This is a genomic window from Microbacterium sp. NPDC077644 (assembly GCF_040702785.1).
GTDB lineage: Bacteria > Actinomycetota > Actinomycetes > Actinomycetales > Microbacteriaceae > Microbacterium.
This window is the reverse complement of record NZ_JBFBME010000002.1, coordinates 735,381-753,685: the sequence shown is the minus strand read 5'-3', so window position 1 is coordinate 753,685 and position 18,305 is coordinate 735,381. Positions and strand designations below refer to the sequence as shown.

General features: G+C 70.9%; 18 protein-coding genes. 7 read left to right on the top strand and 11 right to left on the bottom strand.

The window, feature by feature from the left end; translation table 11 throughout:
- Positions 1-54 precede the first annotated feature (54 nt).
- Together AB0269_RS10615 and AB0269_RS10610 are read right to left on the bottom strand one after the other, a co-directional pair.
- Positions 55-273, bottom strand: coding sequence for a hypothetical protein (locus tag AB0269_RS10615; RefSeq protein ID WP_366211155.1), 219 nt, complete (start codon positions 271-273; stop codon positions 55-57).
- A 183-nt stretch (positions 274-456) separates the two neighbouring features.
- Positions 457-1,401: an ROK family protein gene (locus AB0269_RS10610; protein WP_366211154.1), complete on the bottom strand. Its 945-nt coding sequence runs from the start codon at positions 1,399-1,401 to the stop codon at positions 457-459.
- A 90-nt stretch (positions 1,402-1,491) separates the two neighbouring features.
- Between AB0269_RS10610 and AB0269_RS10605 the strand changes: the two genes are divergently transcribed.
- From AB0269_RS10605 to AB0269_RS10585, 5 genes are all read left to right on the top strand, one after another.
- A complete protein-coding gene (locus AB0269_RS10605) occupies positions 1,492-2,085 on the top strand; it encodes a short chain dehydrogenase (RefSeq protein ID WP_366211153.1) in 594 nt (197 codons plus the stop codon).
- A 106-nt stretch (positions 2,086-2,191) separates the two neighbouring features.
- The gene (locus AB0269_RS10600; RefSeq protein WP_366211152.1) at positions 2,192-2,809 is read left to right on the top strand and encodes a sigma-70 family RNA polymerase sigma factor; all 618 of its coding nucleotides are present in this window, start codon (positions 2,192-2,194) and stop codon (positions 2,807-2,809) included.
- Complete coding sequence (locus tag AB0269_RS10595; protein ID WP_366211151.1) at positions 2,802-3,254, top strand: hypothetical protein; 453 nt, start codon at positions 2,802-2,804, stop codon at positions 3,252-3,254. Before AB0269_RS10600 ends, AB0269_RS10595 begins: the two co-directional genes overlap by 8 nt.
- Positions 3,255-3,285: 31 nt before the next feature.
- A complete protein-coding gene (locus tag AB0269_RS10590) occupies positions 3,286-4,863 on the top strand; it encodes a S8/S53 family peptidase (RefSeq protein WP_366211150.1) in 1,578 nt (525 codons plus the stop codon).
- Between the two features lie 50 nt (positions 4,864-4,913).
- Entirely contained in the window at positions 4,914-7,385 is a 2,472-nt protein-coding gene (locus AB0269_RS10585; RefSeq protein ID WP_366211149.1) for a CHAT domain-containing protein, read from the top strand.
- Between the two features lie 203 nt (positions 7,386-7,588).
- On the opposite strand, the gene AB0269_RS10580 is transcribed toward AB0269_RS10585, so the two are convergent.
- The gene (locus AB0269_RS10580; protein ID WP_175987371.1) at positions 7,589-7,885 is read right to left on the bottom strand and encodes a chorismate mutase; all 297 of its coding nucleotides are present in this window, start codon (positions 7,883-7,885) and stop codon (positions 7,589-7,591) included.
- Between the two features lie 60 nt (positions 7,886-7,945).
- Here AB0269_RS10580 and AB0269_RS10575 point away from each other — a divergent pair, with 60 nt between their 5' ends.
- Entirely contained in the window at positions 7,946-9,160 is a 1,215-nt protein-coding gene (locus AB0269_RS10575; protein ID WP_366211148.1) for an AI-2E family transporter, read from the top strand.
- Positions 9,161-9,200: 40 nt separating this feature from the next.
- Here the strand turns inward: AB0269_RS10575 and AB0269_RS10570 are convergent, their stop codons facing one another.
- The 8 genes from AB0269_RS10570 to AB0269_RS10535 form a co-directional block, all read right to left on the bottom strand.
- A complete protein-coding gene (locus AB0269_RS10570) occupies positions 9,201-10,118 on the bottom strand; it encodes an ABC transporter substrate-binding protein (protein ID WP_366211147.1) in 918 nt (305 codons plus the stop codon).
- A gap of 21 nt (positions 10,119-10,139) precedes the next feature.
- Positions 10,140-10,874, bottom strand: a complete 735-nt coding sequence (locus AB0269_RS10565) for an ABC transporter permease subunit (RefSeq protein WP_366211467.1) — start codon at positions 10,872-10,874, stop codon at positions 10,140-10,142.
- A complete protein-coding gene (locus AB0269_RS10560) occupies positions 10,871-11,554 on the bottom strand; it encodes an ABC transporter permease subunit (protein ID WP_366211146.1) in 684 nt (227 codons plus the stop codon). The genes AB0269_RS10565 and AB0269_RS10560 overlap by 4 nt, the downstream gene beginning before the upstream one ends.
- Positions 11,551-12,489: an ATP-binding cassette domain-containing protein gene (locus tag AB0269_RS10555; protein ID WP_366211145.1), complete on the bottom strand. Its 939-nt coding sequence runs from the start codon at positions 12,487-12,489 to the stop codon at positions 11,551-11,553. Before AB0269_RS10555 ends, AB0269_RS10560 begins: the two co-directional genes overlap by 4 nt.
- Positions 12,490-12,508: 19 nt before the next feature.
- Entirely contained in the window at positions 12,509-12,814 is a 306-nt protein-coding gene (locus tag AB0269_RS10550; protein WP_366211144.1) for a DUF427 domain-containing protein, read from the bottom strand.
- Positions 12,815-12,928: 114 nt separating this feature from the next.
- Complete coding sequence (locus AB0269_RS10545) at positions 12,929-14,344, bottom strand: NAD(P)/FAD-dependent oxidoreductase (protein ID WP_366211143.1); 1,416 nt, start codon at positions 14,342-14,344, stop codon at positions 12,929-12,931.
- Between the two features lie 219 nt (positions 14,345-14,563).
- Complete coding sequence (locus tag AB0269_RS10540; RefSeq protein WP_366211142.1) at positions 14,564-15,805, bottom strand: beta-propeller fold lactonase family protein; 1,242 nt, start codon at positions 15,803-15,805, stop codon at positions 14,564-14,566.
- A gap of 175 nt (positions 15,806-15,980) precedes the next feature.
- Positions 15,981-17,264 (bottom strand): adenylosuccinate synthase, encoded by a 1,284-nt coding sequence (locus AB0269_RS10535; protein WP_366211141.1) that lies wholly within the window; start codon positions 17,262-17,264, stop codon positions 15,981-15,983.
- 136 nt (positions 17,265-17,400) lie between these two features.
- On the opposite strand from AB0269_RS10535, the gene AB0269_RS10530 reads away from it, so the two are divergent.
- The gene (locus AB0269_RS10530; protein WP_366211140.1) at positions 17,401-18,108 is read left to right on the top strand and encodes a Pr6Pr family membrane protein; all 708 of its coding nucleotides are present in this window, start codon (positions 17,401-17,403) and stop codon (positions 18,106-18,108) included.
- The last annotated feature ends 197 nt before the right edge of the window (positions 18,109-18,305 follow it).

The following is an 18,305-nucleotide window of genomic DNA, read 5'->3' as shown; positions in this document are numbered from 1 at the left end:
GCGTGTCCGAGCCGCCGTCCGAAGCTGTCCTCGGGGCGAGCGGTGGTGTCGGGCTTACAGCATCCCGGTCAGGGCGGCGATGCCGGCGAGCGCCGAGATCACGGCGAGGACGAGAGCGATCGCGATCAGCACGGCATGCACCTTGAGGAATGTCGTGGGCCGGCCGTCGGCATCGCGAGCCCGCGGGTCGTTCGCCACGCGCTTGTAGAACCGCGGCCAGACGATCGCGTTGAATGCGGCATTGACGAACAGGAGCACGACGAGAACGGTCACCTCGCCAGCGTAGGCGGCGGACAGTACCGGCATCCGCCAGGCCTCCGCGCGCCGAGAGCGCGAGCACAGCTTCGGATGCGGATGCCGACGCGCCGCTCAACCCTGGAATCACCCGGCGTGCCCCCGCCGAAGTCCGAAGTTGTGCACAGGGGCAGGCGCCTGATGGGGCGAGCCGCGGCCGGGTCAGGTCAGTTCGCGGGCGCGGAGCGCCGCACCGAGGAGCCCGGCATCCCCGCCGAGCTGCGCGGGCAGCAGCTCCGGCGTCCGATGGAAACTCAATCGCGCCGCCAGTCGCGCGCGCAGCTCGTCGAACAGCACGTCGCCCGCCCGCGAGAGTCCGCCGCCGATCACGATCGCCTCAGGCGCGAGGAACGCGGTCAATTGTGCGAGCGCGAGCGTGAGCGCATCCAGCGCGTCGTCCCAGATCCGCGCGGCCACGGCGTCGCCGTCCAGGGCGCGGGCGATCACCTCGCGGGCGCCGGTCACGGCGCTTCCGGTCGCGGCGGCGTACCGGCGGGCGATCGCCCCGGCCGAGGCCACCGTCTCGAGGCATCCGTACGCGCCGCATGTGCACAGCAGCGCCTCGCCGCGCGGCGGTCCTTCGGCGATCGGCGCATGCCCGATCTCGCCCGCGTATCCGCCGGCAGTGTAGGGAACGCCGCCGATGAGGATCGCTCCGGCGATCCCGGTGCCGATGATGAGGACGACGACGTCGTCATGAGCGCGGGCGCCGCCCAGCTCGTGCTCGGCCCAGCTCGCCGAGCGCACATCGTGATCGAGGGCGATCGGCAGCTGCAGCCGCTCGGCGGCGAGCGCCCGCAGCGGGGCGTCGCGCCACCCGAGGTTGCTCGCGAAGACGCCCGTCCCGGCATCCGCATCGACGATGCCCGGCACGACGAATCCGCCGGCGGCGGGCACCACATCCGGATGCTGCGCCCGCAGCTCGCCCGCCAGGCGGGCGAGCTCGTCGATCAGGGTCGTCGCGGGTTCGGCTCCCAGCGACGGCGTCGGCGTGCGGCGCATTCCGAGCGCTGCACCGTCCGCGTCGAAGAGGCCCGACTTGATGTCGGTTCCGCCCACGTCGAAGGCGAGCACCGGTGCCCCCCGTCCGATCTCGCGCAGTGTCATCGGTTCCGATCCCGTCCTGTCGACCATGTTTGTTCACACACTTCACAAATAGCGTAGTCGCCCGGACGCCCGAGGAATAGGATCGAGCCCATGCGCATTCTCGTGATCGGAGCAACAGGACACATCGGCAGCGTCGTCACGGCGACGCTCGCGTCGCACGGGCACGACGTGCTGCCCGCGTCGCGCAGCAGCGACCTCGGCGTCGACATCACCGATCCGGCATCCATCGAGGCACTGTTCGACACGGTCGGAGAGGTGGATGCCGTGGTCGTGGCATCCGGGTCGGCACCGTTCGCGCACGTCACCGAACTGACCCGCGACGACTACCTCGCGGCGTTCACCGCCAAGGCGCTGCCGCAGCTCGACGTCGCCCGCATCGCGCTCGGCCGCATCCGCGACGGCGGATCCATCACCCTCACCTCCGGCGTGCTCGCCCGCGAGCCGATCGCCACGGGCGCCGCCGCCGCCGTCGCCAACGGAGCCCTGGAGTCGTTCGTCGTCACCGCGGCGGCCGAGGCGCCGCGCGGTATCCGCATCAACGCGGTGTCGCCGAACGTCCTCGAGAGCTCGGCCGACCTGCATGCGCTGTTCGCGGGTCAGCGGCCGGTTCCGGATGCCGAGATCGGCCGCGCGTACGCGCTCGCGGTGGAAGGACTCGTCCGAGGGCGCGTCATCACGGCGTAGACCGCGGGGCGCCCGGCCCTTCGACAGGCTCAGGGACCGGGATCCGGGCGTCATGTATCACGAAACGCTTGCCGTGCTCCTGGTAGATGTGAGCACAATGATCTTCATGACCGACGCTTCCCGCGGGGGCGCCGTCAGCGATGGCTCGGCGCGGTGGGAACGCGCCGCCGATCTCTTCGCCGACTGGCGCGCCGGAGAGACGCGCGCCATCGACGATCTGGTGCGCCTGATGACACCCGTGCTCTGGCATGTCGTGCGCGCCTACGGCTTGGAGCGCTCCCTCGCCGAGGACGTCGTGCAGTCCACGTGGCTCGCCCTCGTGCGCGCGCGCGAGTCCGTCGCCGATGCCCGCGCGATCTCGGGCTGGCTGACGACGACGGCCCGCCGCGAGGCGTGGAGGGTGTCGAAGGGGCAGCGACGAGCGGATGCCACCTCCGACGAGATCCTCGAGCCGATGCTGCCCGCACAGGAGTCGGCCGAGGCCGAGGTCGCGGCATCCGACGAGTCCCGCCGGCTGTGGACGGCCGTGGGGACCCTCGACGAGCGGTGCCGCCGGCTGCTGCGAGTGATCGCCTTCGACGACCGACCCGACTACGCGAACCTCGCCGGCGAGCTCGAGATGCCGATCGGCAGCATCGGGCCGACGCGCCGGCGCTGCCTGGTGAAGCTGCGCGCCGAACTCGTGCGCACCGGAGCCGCGACAGAGGGGGACGGCGATGGCTGACACCGATGCAGAGCTGTTCGCCGGCATCCGCACGGCCGCCGAGCGATTCGATCCGCCGCCCGCTGATCTCGCCGACCGCGCGATCGCGGCGATCGCCATCGCCGACATCTCGCGCGAGTACGCGATGCTCACCCTGATCGAGAACGCCGAGGCGCCCGTGCGCAGCCGCGGCGACGGCGAGACGACGACGCTGCAGTTCAGCGACGGGGCGGCGAGCATCCTCCTGCACGTCAGCCGGACCGACCACGGGCGGCGCCGCGTGGACGGCTGGGTCGACCCGGCCGCCGTCGAGGTGCAGCTCACACAGGGCGAGCGGACCTGGGCCGCCGCGCCCGACGACCACGGGCGGTTCGCGTTCGACGACGTCGCCCCGGGCCTCACCCACGTGCGCCTCGTCGCAGGCGGGGAACAGAAGGACCTGCTCACGCCGCATTTCGAGGTGTGAGGACTGAAGCGTCGAGCCGAAGGGGAGAGCGATGGCGCAGCCCGAGAAGTGGAGTTGGCAGGACAGGGCGGAGGGGTCGATTCCGCGCGGATCGGCGCTGGATCCGTCCGTGGAGCCGGTGGAGGGCATCCGCGCCTTCCCCACCGCGTATCTGCCGGACCGGATGCTCATCTCCGAGCGGCAGGACGGCGAGAACGGCGCCTACGACCGTGACCTGCGCGCACTGACGCAGGCGGCGGGATCGTTCGGCTGGGAGCTCACGGTCGAGGCGGAGGACGTCATCCGCACCGGTCTGACCGAGCGGATGCTGCCCGGCATCCCCGGCGTCCGGCGCGCCGTGCTGACGACGCCGGACATTCCGCGGGAGGGCGAGTCTCCTGTCCCGCCCGACGCGTGGCGCGTGCTGCAGCGGGCGCGGCGCATCGTCGGGGGGCCGATGCCGCGCGCGAGCCTCGAGCACGTCCTGGCGATCGACCCAGTCGGGCTGAATCCGTTCACCCGCACGAACCCGTTCACCCGCACCAACCCGTTCACGCGCACGAACCCGGTGCGCGGGGCGGGCGCCGTCGGCAGCGACGACTACCTGGAGCCCGGACGCGGCGGGCGCCAGCCGATCTCCTGGATCGGGGCCGCACCCGTGCGGAGCAGGCTCGCAGACAAGCAGCGCAGGGCCGTCGTCGCCGTGCTCGACACAGGATGCGGCGAGCACGACTGGCTGCCGGACTCGATCGTCACGCGCGGCGCCGAGCTCGACGGCATCCCGATCGGACTCACCGGTGACGACGATCCGGAGCGGTATCCCGATCTGTACGGCCAGCTCGACGGCGAGATCGACGCGGTGGCCGGACACGGAACGTTCATCGCTGGGATCATCCGGCAGACGGCTCCGGATGCCGACGTCCTCGCGATCCGGGTGGCGAACTCGCTCGGCGTGGTGGACGAGAGCACGTTCCTGCAGGCGCTCGCGGCGGTCATCGAACTGCAGCGCCGGTTCGTGCACGGCGAGGACGGCGGGCGCCCGATCGACGTGCTGAACCTGTCGCTCGGCTACTACCACGAGACGCCGATCGACGGGCACTTCTCACTCGTGCTGCACGAGATGCTGCAGACCGCCAGATCGCTGGGGACGGTCGTGGTCTGCTCCGCCGGGAACGACGCGATCGACCGTCCGTCGTTCCCGGCATCACTGTGGGCGTGGCCGGGCGCCGACAACGGGATCGTGGCCGACAAGCACCTTCCGCTCGTGTCGGTCGGGGCCCTCAATCCGTCGCAGCGGTCGCTCGCGCTGTTCTCGAACGTCGGTCCGTGGGTGCGCACGTACGCGCCGGGAGCGATGGTCGTCTCGACGACGCCGGCATTCACGGGCGGCACGCAGGCCGTGACCCGCGCCGACGTCGACGGGTTCGAACGGCAGACCGTCGACCCGGACGACTACCGCGGCGGCTTCGTCGCGTGGAGCGGGACGTCGTTCTCCGCGCCCTACGTCGCCGGCAGGGTGGCGGCGCTGCTGGGGGAGCTGCCGGAGGATGCCGCCGCGACGGATGCCGCAGCGAACAAGGCCGTCGAGGAGGTGCTGGCGGCGCTGCCGCCGGATCGCCCGCTGAGCTGAGCCGGCGCCCCGGACTTCCGCGCCGGCCCGGGACACGGCATCCTGAACGGATGGGGACTTCGGCGGCGGAGCTGTACGAGCGCGGGCGCGCGGCGTCCAACGCGCAGCGCTACCCCGAGGCGCGCCGCCTGCTCGCCAGGGCCGAGGCGGCCGCTGATGATGACGCGGACCTGCGCGCCCGCATCCACGGCACCCTCGCGTACGTGCTCGCCCAGACCGGAGAACCCGCACGCGCCGAAGCACTCGGCCGCGCCGCCCTCGACCAGGACGGCGTGAGCGACGAGACCAGGGCGATCCTCGCCGGTCAGCTCGGCGTGCTGTTCACCCGCGCCGGCCGGCTCGACGAGGCCGAAGACATGCTCACGCGCGCGGTCGACGTCCTCGAAGGCACGGCGCTCGCGAACTGCCTCCTCAACCGATCTCTCGTGCACATGCATCGCCGCGCGTTCGACGCCTGCACGGCGGATCTCGAACGCGCCACCGCGCTCTACGAGCAGCACGGCGATCCGGATGCCGCCGCCGAGGCCCGCCACAACCTCGGCTACGCCGCCCTGCTGCGCGGCGACCTCGTCGAAGCACTCGACCTCATGGCGCGCTCGCGCCCGGTGATCGCCGCAGGATCCCCCGTCGGTGCGGCGATGAGCGACCTCGACCGCGCCGAGGTGCTGCGCGACGCGGGTCTCGTCGACGAGGCCGAGAACCTGCTCGAGGCCGTCGCCGCCACCTTCGGCGCCGCGCGCATGACGCAGGCCCGCGCCGAGGCCGAGTACCACCTCGCGCGGTCGCTGCTGCAGCACGACCCGAAGCGCGCGCGACAGGTCGCACGCACGGCCGCGCGCCGGTTCCGCCGACTCGGCGCCGACAGCTGGGCCGCTCGTGGCGATGCCATCCGGCTCGACGCCGAACTGGATGCAGGTGACGCCCCGCCGGCCGCGGACTTCGCCGCCACGGCCGCCCAGCTGCGCCGAGCCGGATTCCCGAGCGAGGCGAGCGCCGTGCGGCTGAGTTCCGCTCTGGCGGCGACCCGCCGCGGCGAAGCGGCCCCGCCGATCCGACTGCCCGCCGACGCACCGGTCCCCCTGCGGCTGCGCGCGGCCGAGGTGCGGGCAGCCCGCGCCGGCGCACGATCGAGGCACGCGGAGTCTCGCCGGCACGCCGCCGCCGGCCTCGACCTGCTCTCGGACTGGCAGCGTTCCTTCGGCGCGCTCGACCTGCAGGCATCCCTCGCCATGCACGGCACGCACCTCGTGTTCGCCGGTCTGTCGGCCGCCTCGCAGAGCCACGACCCCGAGGTGCTGTTCGACTGGTCGGAGCGCGCCCGCCACCTCAGTCAGCAGGTCGCGCCGGTGCGCCCTCCGCACGACGGCGAGCACGCCGCCGACCTCGGCGAGCTGCGGATGCTGCGCGCCGAGCTGACCGGGCAGGAGTGGACGACGCATCCGCGCGTGCGTCTGCTCCGCGACCGCGTGCGCGAGCATCAGTGGACGGCGACGGGAGCCGGAGACACCCGTCCCCGGATCACCCTCGACGTGCTGAAGAACGAGCTGCGCCAGGAGCGGCGCGACGACGCGCGCACCGAGCTCGGCGAGGATGCCGGCACCGCCGCCCTGTCGTTCGTGTACTCCGGCGACAGCATGCTGTGCGTCGTCACCACCGACGCCGACAGCACGATCGTGACGCTCGACCGCGCGGCGATCGGGGCGGCGACGGACGGGCTGCGCGCCGACCTCGACGTCTCGGCATCCATCCGCAGCGGCCCGATGGCCGCGATCGTCGCGCAGGCACTGGGCGAGCGGATGCGGCGACTCGACGACCTGCTGCTCGGCCCCGCCCGATCGCTCCTCGGCGACCGGAGGACCGTGCTGACCGTGCCGGGCATCCTCGCCGGCATCCCGTGGGCCATGCTGCCGACGATGGCGGGCCGTCCGTTCACGATCGCGACCTCGATGTCGCGCTGGGTGCAGGAGCGCCGCATCCCGCGTGAGCTCACGCGAGCAGGGCTCGCCGCGGGTCCCCGCGTGCCGCGCGGTGCCGGCGAGGTGCACGCTTCGGCATCCGTGTGGGGCGAGGCGACGGTGCTGACCGGAGAGGATGCGCGCGTGGATGCCGTGACGGCGCTGGCCGCGGACGTCGACGTGCTGCACATCGCCGCACACGGCCGGCATGCCGCCGACAACCCGCTGTTCGCCGGGTTCGAGCTCGCCGACGGCGCCCTGTTCGGCTACGACGTCGACCTGATCCCCCGCGTGCCCGACACGGTCGTGCTGTCGGCGTGCGAGCTCGGCCGCTCATCGGTGCGCTGGGGAGAGGAGGCGCTGGGGATGACCCGCGTCTGGCTGCACGCGGGAACCCGCAGCGTGATCGCCGCTCCGGCCGTCGTCGCCGACGACGTCGCGGGCGACCTGCTCAGCGCGGTGCACTCCGGCCTCGCCGACGGCCAGTCTCCGGCTGCGGCGCTGGCCGCGGCATCCGTGCAGACCGGATTGCGCACCCCGTTCCAGTGCCACGGAACCGGGTTCTGAAACTTCTTCGGGCCGGATGTATCAGAACGGCGGTACCCCGCTCTTGATAGTCGGAAGGTGTCACGCGGAATGCCTGACGGGCATGAGGAGGCGCGGTCGCGCTTGGGGATGCGTTGGGGGACGCAGCGACGGACACCGACCGCTTCAGGAGGGCGTCGTGGATGCATCCACGGCGCCCTCCGCCATGTCGTGGCGACGCGCGCTCAGCGCCGTTCGGCCGCCTCGGTGTGGTGGCGGATGACCTCGGCGACGACGAAGTTGAACCACTTCTCCGCGAACTCGGGATCCAGATGCGCCTCTTCGGCCAGTGCTCGCAGGCGCGCGACCTGCTGCTCCTCACGGGCCGGGTCGGAGGCGGGCATGGCGTGCTCCGCCTTGAGGATGCCGACCTCCTGCGTGGCGCGGAAGCGCTCGGCGAGCATGTAGATCAGGGCGGCATCGATGTTGTCGATCGTGCCGCGCAGGCGCTGAAGTCGTGCGGTGGCATCCTGGTCGGTCATGGCTCCCCCTGTTCGTCGGCCCTCTGACGATATCGCGACGGCACCCCCTAGAGTTGGCGCATGACCAACGATCTGCCGGAGGAATCCGGAGTCGCCGTCGAGACGGAGCCGCCGACGCGGAAGGCGTCGAAGGCCCCGAAGCCGACGAAGACGAAGAAGCCCGAACCGGCCGATCCGCCGATCACCCCCAAGCCCGTGGTCGAGCCGGTCCCGTCGACGAGGTCGTTCTGGACGCGCATCGACAAGCCGTTCGTGTTCGGGTTCCTCGTCACGCTCGGCGGTCTGGCAGCGATCCTGCTCGGACTCGCGCTGTCGAATCTGTCGACGGTCATCATCTACATCGCGCTCGCCCTGTTCGCCGCCCTCGGCCTCGACCCGGCCGTGCGCTTCCTCGAACGCCGAGGGCTGGGCCGCGGATGGAGCGTCGTCGTGGTGCTCGTCGCCCTGATCGCCGCGCTCGCCCTGATCCTGTGGATCATCATCCCGGTCGTCGTCGAGCAGATCACGCTGTTCGTCAAGAGCGTGCCCGGGCTCATCGCCGACTTCACCGGCAGCGACCTCTACGCGACGCTCGAGGCGCAGTTCGGCGATCAGTTCCAGGACCTCGTCTCGGACGTGCAGGGCTTCCTCACCGACCCGAACAACATCGCGGCCATCGGCGGCGGGGCGCTGCAGGTCGGAGCATCCATCGCGAACGCCATCTCTGGCGTCGTCATCGTGCTCGTGCTCGTCATCTACTTCGTCGCGACGCTGCCGACCATGAAGCAGGCGATGCTGCGCCTGGTGCCCGCCCGCGACCGCGAGAACACCGCCATCATCACCGATCAGATCACCGACTCGGTCGGCGGCTACGTCATGGGCATGGTCACGCTGGCATTCATCAACGCCGTCGTCGTGCTGCTGCTGTACACGGTGATGTCGCTGCCGTTCCCGCTGCTGCTGGCAGTGGTGGCGTTCCTGATCACGCTGATCCCGCTCGTCGGATCGCTGATCTTCTGGGTGATCGGCACGGGCATCGCGCTGTTCGCCGACCCGATCCTCGCGCTCGTGTTCGCAGTGATCTACCTGATCTACATGCAGTTGGAGTCGTACTTCCTCACGCCGCGCGTCATGAACAGGGCGATCTCGATCCCCGGTTCGCTCGTCGTCATCGGCGCCCTCGTCGGAGGAACGCTGCTCGGACTCCTCGGCGCGCTCGTCGCTGTGCCGGTCACGGCATCCATCCTCATCATCATCAAGAAGGTGTGGATCCCGCGCCAGGACTCCCGGGTGTGACCGGGAGTCCTGGCGCGGGTGTGCTCGGATCAGCGCGGGATCAGATCAGACCCTTCTCGGTGAGCCACTCGGTCGCGATGTCCTCGGGCGACATCTGGTCGACGGTGCTCTGCACGCCCATCGCGACGAGGTCGTCGACACTGAGCTCGGCGCTGATGCCGTTGATGACATCGGCGATCTCGTCGGCCACGTCGCTGGAGGCGATCGGCACGACGTTCGAGGCGAGGATCAGGCTCTCCGGGTCCTCGAGCGCGACGATGTCCTCGGTCTGGAAGCGCGGGTCGGCCGAGTAGATGTCGGCGACCTGGATCTCGTCGGCCAGCAGCGCGTCGAACGTGGTGTCGCCGGTCGCCGAGAACGCGAGGTCGAGACCGTAGACGGTCTTCGCGCCCGCCGGGCCGTACGGGCGCTGCTCGAGCTCGGGCGCGCCGCCGAGGGTGACGGTGCCGTCGACGTCAGCGAGGTCGGCGATGCTCGTCAGGTCGTTCGCGTCGGCGAACGCCTTGGTGACCGTGTAGGTGTCCTGATCGGATGCCTCGGCGTAGTCGAGTGCTGTGAGCCCGTCGGGCAGCGCCTCCTGCAGCGCGGCGTACACGTCGTCGGGGCTCGTGGCCTCGGAGCTGTCGTCGAAGTACTGCAGCAGGTTGCCGGTGTACTCCGGAAACAGGTCGATCTCGCCGGATTCGACGTCGGGCATGTACGCGTCGCGCTGGCCGATGTTGAACTGCTTGTCGACGGTGTAGCCGGCGTTCTCGAGAGCCTGGGCGTAGATCTCGGCGATGATCTCGTTCGAGTAGTAGGCCTGCGAGCCGATGACGATGGTGTCGGAATCGCCGCCTGACGTGTCGTCGGAGGGAGCGTCGAGGGGGTTGCTGCTCGCGCAGCCGGCGAGGACGAGGGCGCCGGCGAGCGCGACACCGGTCGCAAGGGTGAGACGTGTCGTGCGTGCTGTGAACATGATGTTCCTCTCTGGTGGGAGTCAGGCGGATGCTGTGGATGCTGATGCTGCCGCGCGGCGCGCGGCCCGTGCGGACGTGCCGGGCTTCGCGACGCGGATGCCGGCCGGAACGGCCATGCGCTGGGCGAGGGCGAGCAGCAGGTCGGCGATGAGGGCGACGACGGCGACGAGGATGGCGCCGCCGAGCACCTGGTCGAAGCGGCGCAGCGGGATGCCCTGGATGATCGGCCAGCCGAGACCCCCGAGGTTCACGTAGGCGGCGATCGTGACCGTCGCGATCACCTGCAGGGTCGCCGAGCGCAGACCGCCGACGAGAAGGGGGAGACCGAGCGGGACCTCGACCTTCCAGAACACCTGCCACTGGGTCATGCCGGTGGCGCGGGCCGCGTCGATCACGCGGCGGTCGATCGCCTCGAGCCCCGTGTAGGCGCCGGCCAGGAGCGAAGGGATCGCGAGCAGCACGAAGGTGATGGTCGCCGCCTCCGGCACCCGGACGACACCCATGAGCAGCATGAGCAGCACCATGAGGCCGAACGACGGCACGGCGCGGGCGGCGCCCGAGATCGCCACGGCGACCTCGCGGCCACGACCGGTGTGGCCGATCGCCCACCCCGCCGGCACGGCGATGGCGGCGGCGATGAGCACGGACACCACGGTGTAGAACAGGTGCTGGCCGAGCAGCACGGGCAGCGCGTACTGGCCCTCCAGCCGCTCGGGAGAGAACAGCCAGGCGAAGGCTTCGGCGAACAGGTTCATGCGGCGGCCCTCATCGGGACGATGCGGCGACGGGCGGTCGCCGCCGACGCGGTGCGCGTCCACGGCATGATCGCGCGGCCGGCGAGCATGAGCAGCAGGTCGATCACCAGGGCGATCACGACGACGGCGAGGACGCCCGCGAACACCTCGGGGATGATGCGGCGCTGCAGCCCGTTCGTGAACAGGTAGCCGAGGTTCTCGACGCCGACGAGAATGCCGACCGTGGCGAGCGAGATCGTGCTGACCGCCGCGACCCGCAGACCCGCGAGGATCACGGGGCCCGCGAGCGGGAGGTCGACCGTCCAGAATCGGCGCGCCGCGCCGTAGCCGACCGCCGTTGCCGCCTGGCGGATGTCGGGGTCGACCGAGTCGAGGCCGTCGGCGACGGAGCGCACGAGAATCGCGACGGCGTAGATGGTGAGTCCGACGATGAGGTTCTCCTGGCTGCGCGCCGAGTATCCGATGACCGAGGGCAGCAGGATCAGCAGGGCGAGCGACGGGATCGTGTAGAGCAGGCCGGTCAGCACGACGATGGGGCCGCGCACCAGGCGGTACCGCCAGGCGACCCAGCCCAGCGGCAGCGACAGCACGAAACCGCAGACGATCGCGATCGCGCTCTGACCGAGGTGGGTGAGCGCGAGACCGAGGATCAGGTCGAGGTTGTCGGCGACCCAGTTCACGGGGTGGGACCGGACCCTTCGACGGGCTCAGGGGCCGGCGCGCGCTCAGGGGCCGGCGCGCGCTCAGGGATCGGGGCGTCGATCGCTGAGCCTGTCGAAGCGCTCGACGGCTCATCGTCCGCGTCATCGAGGAGCGTGCCCTGCGTGCGGCCCTCGGAGTCGACGACGAACCGGCCGCGCGGGGTCTGCTTGATGCGCAGCGCCCGGTGCCCGCGCTCGGCGCCGATGAACGCCGAGACGAAGTCGTCCGCCGGGTTCTCGATGATCTCGCTGGGGCTGCCGACCTGGACGATGCGGGCGCCCTTGTCGAGGATGACCACCTGGTCGCCGAGCAGGAACGCCTCGTCGATGTCGTGCGTGACGAAGACGACCGTCTTGTCGAGGTCGCGCTGCAGGCGGATGAGCTCCTGCTGCAGATCGGCGCGCACGATCGGGTCGACCGCGCCGAAGGGCTCGTCCATGAGCAGGATGTTCGGGTCGGCTGCGAGACCGCGCGCGACGCCGACGCGCTGCTGCTGCCCGCCCGAGAGCTGGCTCGGATACCGATCGGCGAGCGCGCGGTCGAGGCCGACGGTGTCGAGCAGCTCGCGAGCGCGCTCGTGCGCCTGCTTCCTGCCCGTGCCGTTCAGCCGCAGGACGGTCGCGACGTTGTCGATGACCGAGAAATGCGGCATCAGGCCGGAGTTCTGCATGACATAGCCGATCCTGCGGCGCAGAGCCACCGGGTCGCCCACCAGCACGCTCTCGCCGTCGATCTCGACGTCGCCGGCGGTCGGCTCGACCATGCGGTTGATCATGCGCAGCAGCGTGGTCTTGCCGCATCCGGACGATCCGACGAAGACCGTCGTCTTTCGCGAGGGCAGCACGAGGCTGAAGTCCTCGACGGCGAGGGTGCCGTCGGGGAATCTCTTGGACACCGAACGGAACTCGATCATGAGCTGGCCCGCGCCCCGGCTACGGCCCGACCTCCACCTGGCGAGGGTCGAACGCGATGTGGGCGGAGATGTCCTTTCCGACACGCTCGAATGCCGAGGGGTACGGGTTCGGGTACCCCCATGCCGCGTCGGCGTGAGTCTCGCCGTCGACGACGGCGGAGTAGTACTGCGCCTCGCCCTTCCACGGACAGGTGTACGGCGTCGGGCTCGTCACGAGCACGCCGTCTGCGACGGACGAGAGCGGGAAGTACCAGTTGCCCTCGATGGAGATGAGGTCGGCGTCGCCGGCTTCGGCGATGACGGTTCCTGCGAGTACAGCCTTCATGGTGGTGTCTCCTCGGATCAGGTTTCGAGCGTAGGGGATGCCGCGGACATGCGGGGTGGATTCAGCGAGTGTTGACAGCTCAGCGTGTTCGGAGCGGAGCCGTGAACGGATGGGTCACGCGGACTCCCGACCATACGCCGCCAGCAGCCGCAGCCAGATCTCGTTCATCGTCGGGTACGCGGGGACCGCGTGCCACAGCCGCGAGATCGGCACCTCGCCGACGATCGCGATGGTGGCGGCCTGGAGCATCTCGGAGACGTCGGGGCCGACGAATGTCACTCCGAGGATGACGTCGCGCTCGGTGTCGACGACCATCCGGGCCGTGCCCTCGTAGCCGTCCTCGTGCAGGCTCGATCCGGCCACCGCTCCGAGGTCGTAGTCGACGACGCGGACGGGGCGCCCGGCATCCTGCGCCTGCTGAGCCGTCAGGCCGGCGGAGGCGACCTCCGGCGACGAGAACACGACCTGCGGAACCGCCGCCTCATCGGCGGTCGCGACGTGGCGGCCCCAGGCCGCATCGTCCACCTCGAGGCCCTGAGCGCGGGCGGCGATCACGTCGCCCGCGGCACGCGCCTGGTACTTGCCCTGGTGCGTGAGCAGCACGCGGCCGTTGATGTCGCCGACGGCGTACAGCCAGTCGTGGCCGGGCACGCGCAGGGTGTCGTCGGTGGTGACGTACGTCCCGGGCTCGATGCCGACCGTGTCGAGCCCGATGTCATCGGAGCGCGGGCTCCGGCCCGTCGCGGCGAGCACCTGGGCGGCGCGGATCTCGGTGCCGTCATCGAGCGCGACGGTGACGCCGTCGGCATCCCGGACCACGCTGGTCGTCCCCGTGTTCGTGCGGACGTCCACTCCGTCAGCGCGCAGACCGGCTGCGACGCGTTCGCCCGCGACGGGCTCCATCTTGGCGAGCAGTTCGCCGCGGGCGATGACGGTGACGGCCGCGCCGAGCGAAGCGTACGCGGTCGCCATCTCGACCGCGACCACGCCGCCGCCGATGATGGCCAGGGATGCCGGGATCTCCTGCGCGCTCGTGGCCTCGCGGCTCGTCCAGGGCTCTGCCTCTGCAAGACCCGGGATCGGGGCGATCGCAGCATCCGTTCCGGTGGCGATCGCGACCGCGTGGCGTGCGTGCAGGACCCGCGTCGAGCCGTCGTCGGCCGTGACGGTCACCTCGCGCTCGCCGCTGATGCGGCCGTGCCCGCGGGCGAGATCGATGCCGGCGGACTGGAGCCACTTCACCTGGCCGTCGTCGGACCAGTCGCTCGTGAAGGAGTCGCGTCGGGCCAGCACAGCGGCGGGATCCAGTTCGCCGCCGATCACGCCCTGCACGTGCTGTGCAGCGCGCAGCGCCTGGCCGGAGCGCAGCAGCGCCTTCGAGGGCATGCATGCCCAGTACGAGCATTCACCGCCGACGAGCTCGCTCTCGACGATGATGGCGGTCAAGCCGCCCTGCACAGCTCGATCGGCGACGTTCTCGCCGACCGGTCCTGCTCCGATCACGATGAGGTCGTACTCGTTCTGCGTCATCACTCCGCCTTCCTGCGGCCGCGCTCGAACAGCACCGCCCAGTCTTGCTGATCTGCAACGCCGTGTCACCGGGGTGTTGTTCCCGGGCTGTCCTGTCTCTCCTGTGCACAGCTTCGGAGCCCGGGACAGACACGCCGGCGGCGAGGCGGATGCGGCGGCGTGTCGCCCGCCGGGTCCGAAGTTGTGCCCAGGAGGAGGGGCGAGAGGGGCAGAGAGGGGTCAGCGGGCGAGCAGGATGCTGCTCGGCGCCGGGGCCGCGGCGCGGTGGCGGATGCCGCGGGGCACGCCGGTGCGCTCGTCGAGGTCGAGGATGCTGATCTCGTCCGATCGCTGCCCGGCGACGAGCAGCGCGCCGTCGTGCACGAGGTGGTGACGCGGCCAGTCGACCCCGGCGTCGGCGAACGCGAGCGGCTCGACGATCTCGCCGGATCCCCGTACGCGGAGAGCCGCGATCGTGTTGCTGCCCCGGATCCCGGCGTAGAGAGTCTCGCCGTCGCGCGAGCGCGAGAGCTCGGACGGGTAGTCGGTTCCGCTCACGGCGGCCGGGCTCACGGCTGTCCCTGCGACGAGCGCCCAGCGTCCGTCGGCGCCGGCGGCGAGTGTGAACACCTCGCACGAGTACTCGGTCACGACGTGCAGGTGTCCGCTGGGGTGCACGACCATATGACGCGGGCCAACGCCGTGCGGCAGCACGATCTGGTGGTCGACCACGAGCCCGGCGGAGGTCGCACGCCAGATCCGCACGAGATCGAACCCGATGTCCGTCGTGGCGATGCGGCCGTCGGGCAGGAAGGCCGCGGCATGCGCGCGCGAGGTGCGCTCCGGCGCATCGGCTGCGGATGCCGGAGCGAGTGCGGCCGCGAACACCGCAGCCGCCGGTGAAACAGGCTCCGGGGCTCCCGGCGTCAACCCCAGCTCCTCATCGAACAGCAGCAGCCCGGAGCGCGCTGGTGCGGAGGCCGCGGGCGCGAGCGACGTGAGCACATCGTTGAGGTCGGGGCCAGGCACCGCGGGCGCCCCCTGTGCCACCGGGGCAGGGTTCGTGCCGTACGGGTCGGTCGCGGCATCCGCCACCGCCGTCTCGCCCAGCAGCCCGGAGGCGTCGATCCCGAGGCGCACGACACGGCCGTCGCCGTAGCAACTGGCCACGAGGTACCCGCCGTGCGGCGCGACGGCGAGGTGGCAGACGCCGTCGCCGACGTCGACGGGCGCGCCGAATCGGGCGAGCGACCGCTCACCGGTTCGCGAGAACGCCTGCACGCCGCCCGAGCCCTCCAGCGCGGCGTAGACGACATCGAGCGTCGGGTGCGCGGCGAGCCACGACGGCGAAGCCGCGGCGGCCACGGCTCCCCGGTATGCGAGGGTCGTCGGCTCGCGGCCCTCGTCGCCCTCGAGCAGGCCGATGCCGGCGGCATCCCCGTCCATCTCGGGGCCGTAGCCGCCGACCCAGAACCGCGTCACACGTGCATCCTCACGCTCGAGCCCTCCAACAGGGGACGCAAGTGGTCGTATCCGCGTCGCTCAGGCGACGATTCACGACCCCTCACCCACCGCGCGGTTCAGGAGGGGGCGCATCTGGTCGCCTCTCCGTCGCTGAGGCGACGATTCGCGACCCCTCACGCCCTCGCCCATCACGTCAGACGAGGTCGTGGCGCACGATCACCTGGTCGCGCTCGGGGCCGACGCCGATCACCGAGATACGGGTCTTGCTCATCTTCTCGAGCGCGAGCACGTAGTCCTGCGCAGTCTGGGGCAGATCCTCGAAGGTGCGGGCGGTGGAGATGTCTTCCTTCCAACCGGGGAAGTACTCCAGGATCGGCTTCGCGTGGTGGAAGTCGGTCTGGTTGACCGGAACATCGTCGAAGCGCTCGCCGTCGACGTCATACGCCACGCACACCGGGATCTGCTCGAGGCCGGTGAGGATGTCGAGCTTGGTGAGCACGAGGTCGGTGATGCCGTTGATGCGCGTGGCGTAGCGGGTGATCGGGGCGTCGTACCAGCCGACGCGACGCGGGCGGCCCGTCGTCGTGCCGAACTCGAAACCGGCGGAGCGCAGCCAGTCGCCCTGCTCGTCGAACAGCTCGGTCGGGAACGGGCCCGAGCCGACGCGGGTCGTGTAGGCCTTCACGATCCCGACGATGCGGTCGAGGCGGCCTGGTCCGACGCCAGAACCGGATGCCGCACCGGCAGCGGTCGCGGTCGACGAGGTGACGAACGGATACGTTCCGTGGTCGATGTCGAGCATGGTCGCCTGGCCGCCCTCGAACACGACGACGTCGCCGCGGTCGAGCGCCTCGTCGATGAGGTGTCCGGTGTCGGCGACCATCGGACGCAGCCGCTCGGCGTACGACAGCAGGTCCTCGATGATCTCGTCGCACGTGACGGCGCGGCGGTTGAAGACCTTCACGAGCAGGTGGTTCTTCTGGTCGAGGGCGCCCTCGATCTTCTGACGCAGGATGTTCTCGTCGAAGAGGTCCTGCACGCGGATGCCGACGCGGTTGATCTTGTCGGCGTACGCCGGTCCGATGCCGCGTCCGGTCGTGCCGATGTTGCGCTTGCCGAGGAAGCGCTCGGTGACCTTGTCGAGCGTGCGATGGTACTGCGTGATGATGTGCGCGTTCGCGCTCACCTTCAGCTTGGAGACGTCGATGCCCCGCGCCGACAGTGCGGTGAGCTCGTCGAAGAGAACCTCGAGGTCGATGACGACGCCGTTGCCGATCACCGGCGTCACGCCGGGAGAGAGGATGCCGCTGGGCAGCAGGTGCAGCGCGTACTTCTCATTGCCGACCACGACCGTGTGCCCGGCGTTGTTGCCGCCGTTGAACTTCACCACCCAGTCGGTGCGGTCGCCGAGCAGATCGGTCGCCTTGCCCTTGCCCTCGTCGCCCCACTGGACGCCGACGATAACGATTCCTGGCATGGGTGTCCCCCTGGATAGTGCTTCTCGCCGGGCTTGCACCGGCCGATGAGCTGGCCCTGAGCGGGCCGTTCCATCCTATCGGAGGGGTTCCGACGCTCCGCGGACGGCGACCGTTACAGTGACCGCAGGAGGATCCATGACGATCTGGTGGCCGTACTTCCGACTCGCCGCGGCGGTGCTCGGCGCTGCCGCGATCATCCGGCAGCTGTCGCTCTCTCTCGGCAACGCCCTCGCCGCCGAGACGCCGTGGGGCTCTCACCTGCCGACCGTGGTCACGAACTTCTTCAGCTACTTCACGATCCTCTCGAACCTCATCGCCGTCGTCGCCCTCGTCGCCGGCGGGGTGTGGATGCTGCGCACCCGACCGCCCCTTCGACAGGCTCAGGGAGCGGCCAGTCCCGAACCCGCGTGGCTGGCGACCCTCCTCGCCTGCGCATCGACGTACATGATCGTGACGGGGATCGTCTACAACCTGCTGCTGCGCGGCATCCCGATCGCCGGCATCTCCGACGTGTGGACGAACGAGACCCTGCACGTCGTCATCCCGCTCGTCATGCTTGTCGACGTGCTGTTCGCCCCGCGTCGGCGCGCGCTGCCGTGGGGCGCGATGCTCACCGCCGTCGCGTTCCCCATCGTGTGGGCGGTGTACACGCTCGTGCGCGCGAACCTCATCACGGCGCCAGCCACCGGCAACCCGTGGTGGTACCCGTACCCGTTCCTCGACCCGCACCTGCAGGGCGGATACCTCGGCGTCATCGCATACATCGTGGGCATCGCCGTGGCGATCATCGGCGTCGCCGCGCTCGTGGTGTGGGTCGGGCGCCGCCGCGGAGCATCGCGCTAGACGGGAACTCCTACCCATCCCCAGCCCCGCCGCCGCGGGCGCCCCCCGATTACGCTGGCAGGATGAGCGAGTCGAACGCCGCACGGACCGGAGTGCCCGCAGCCCCTCCCCCTCCGCCGCGCCCGCCCGCGCCGCGCCCGCAGGCGGTGCCGGACCCTTCGACAGGCTCAGGGGCCTGCAGCGGCTCACCGACCGGG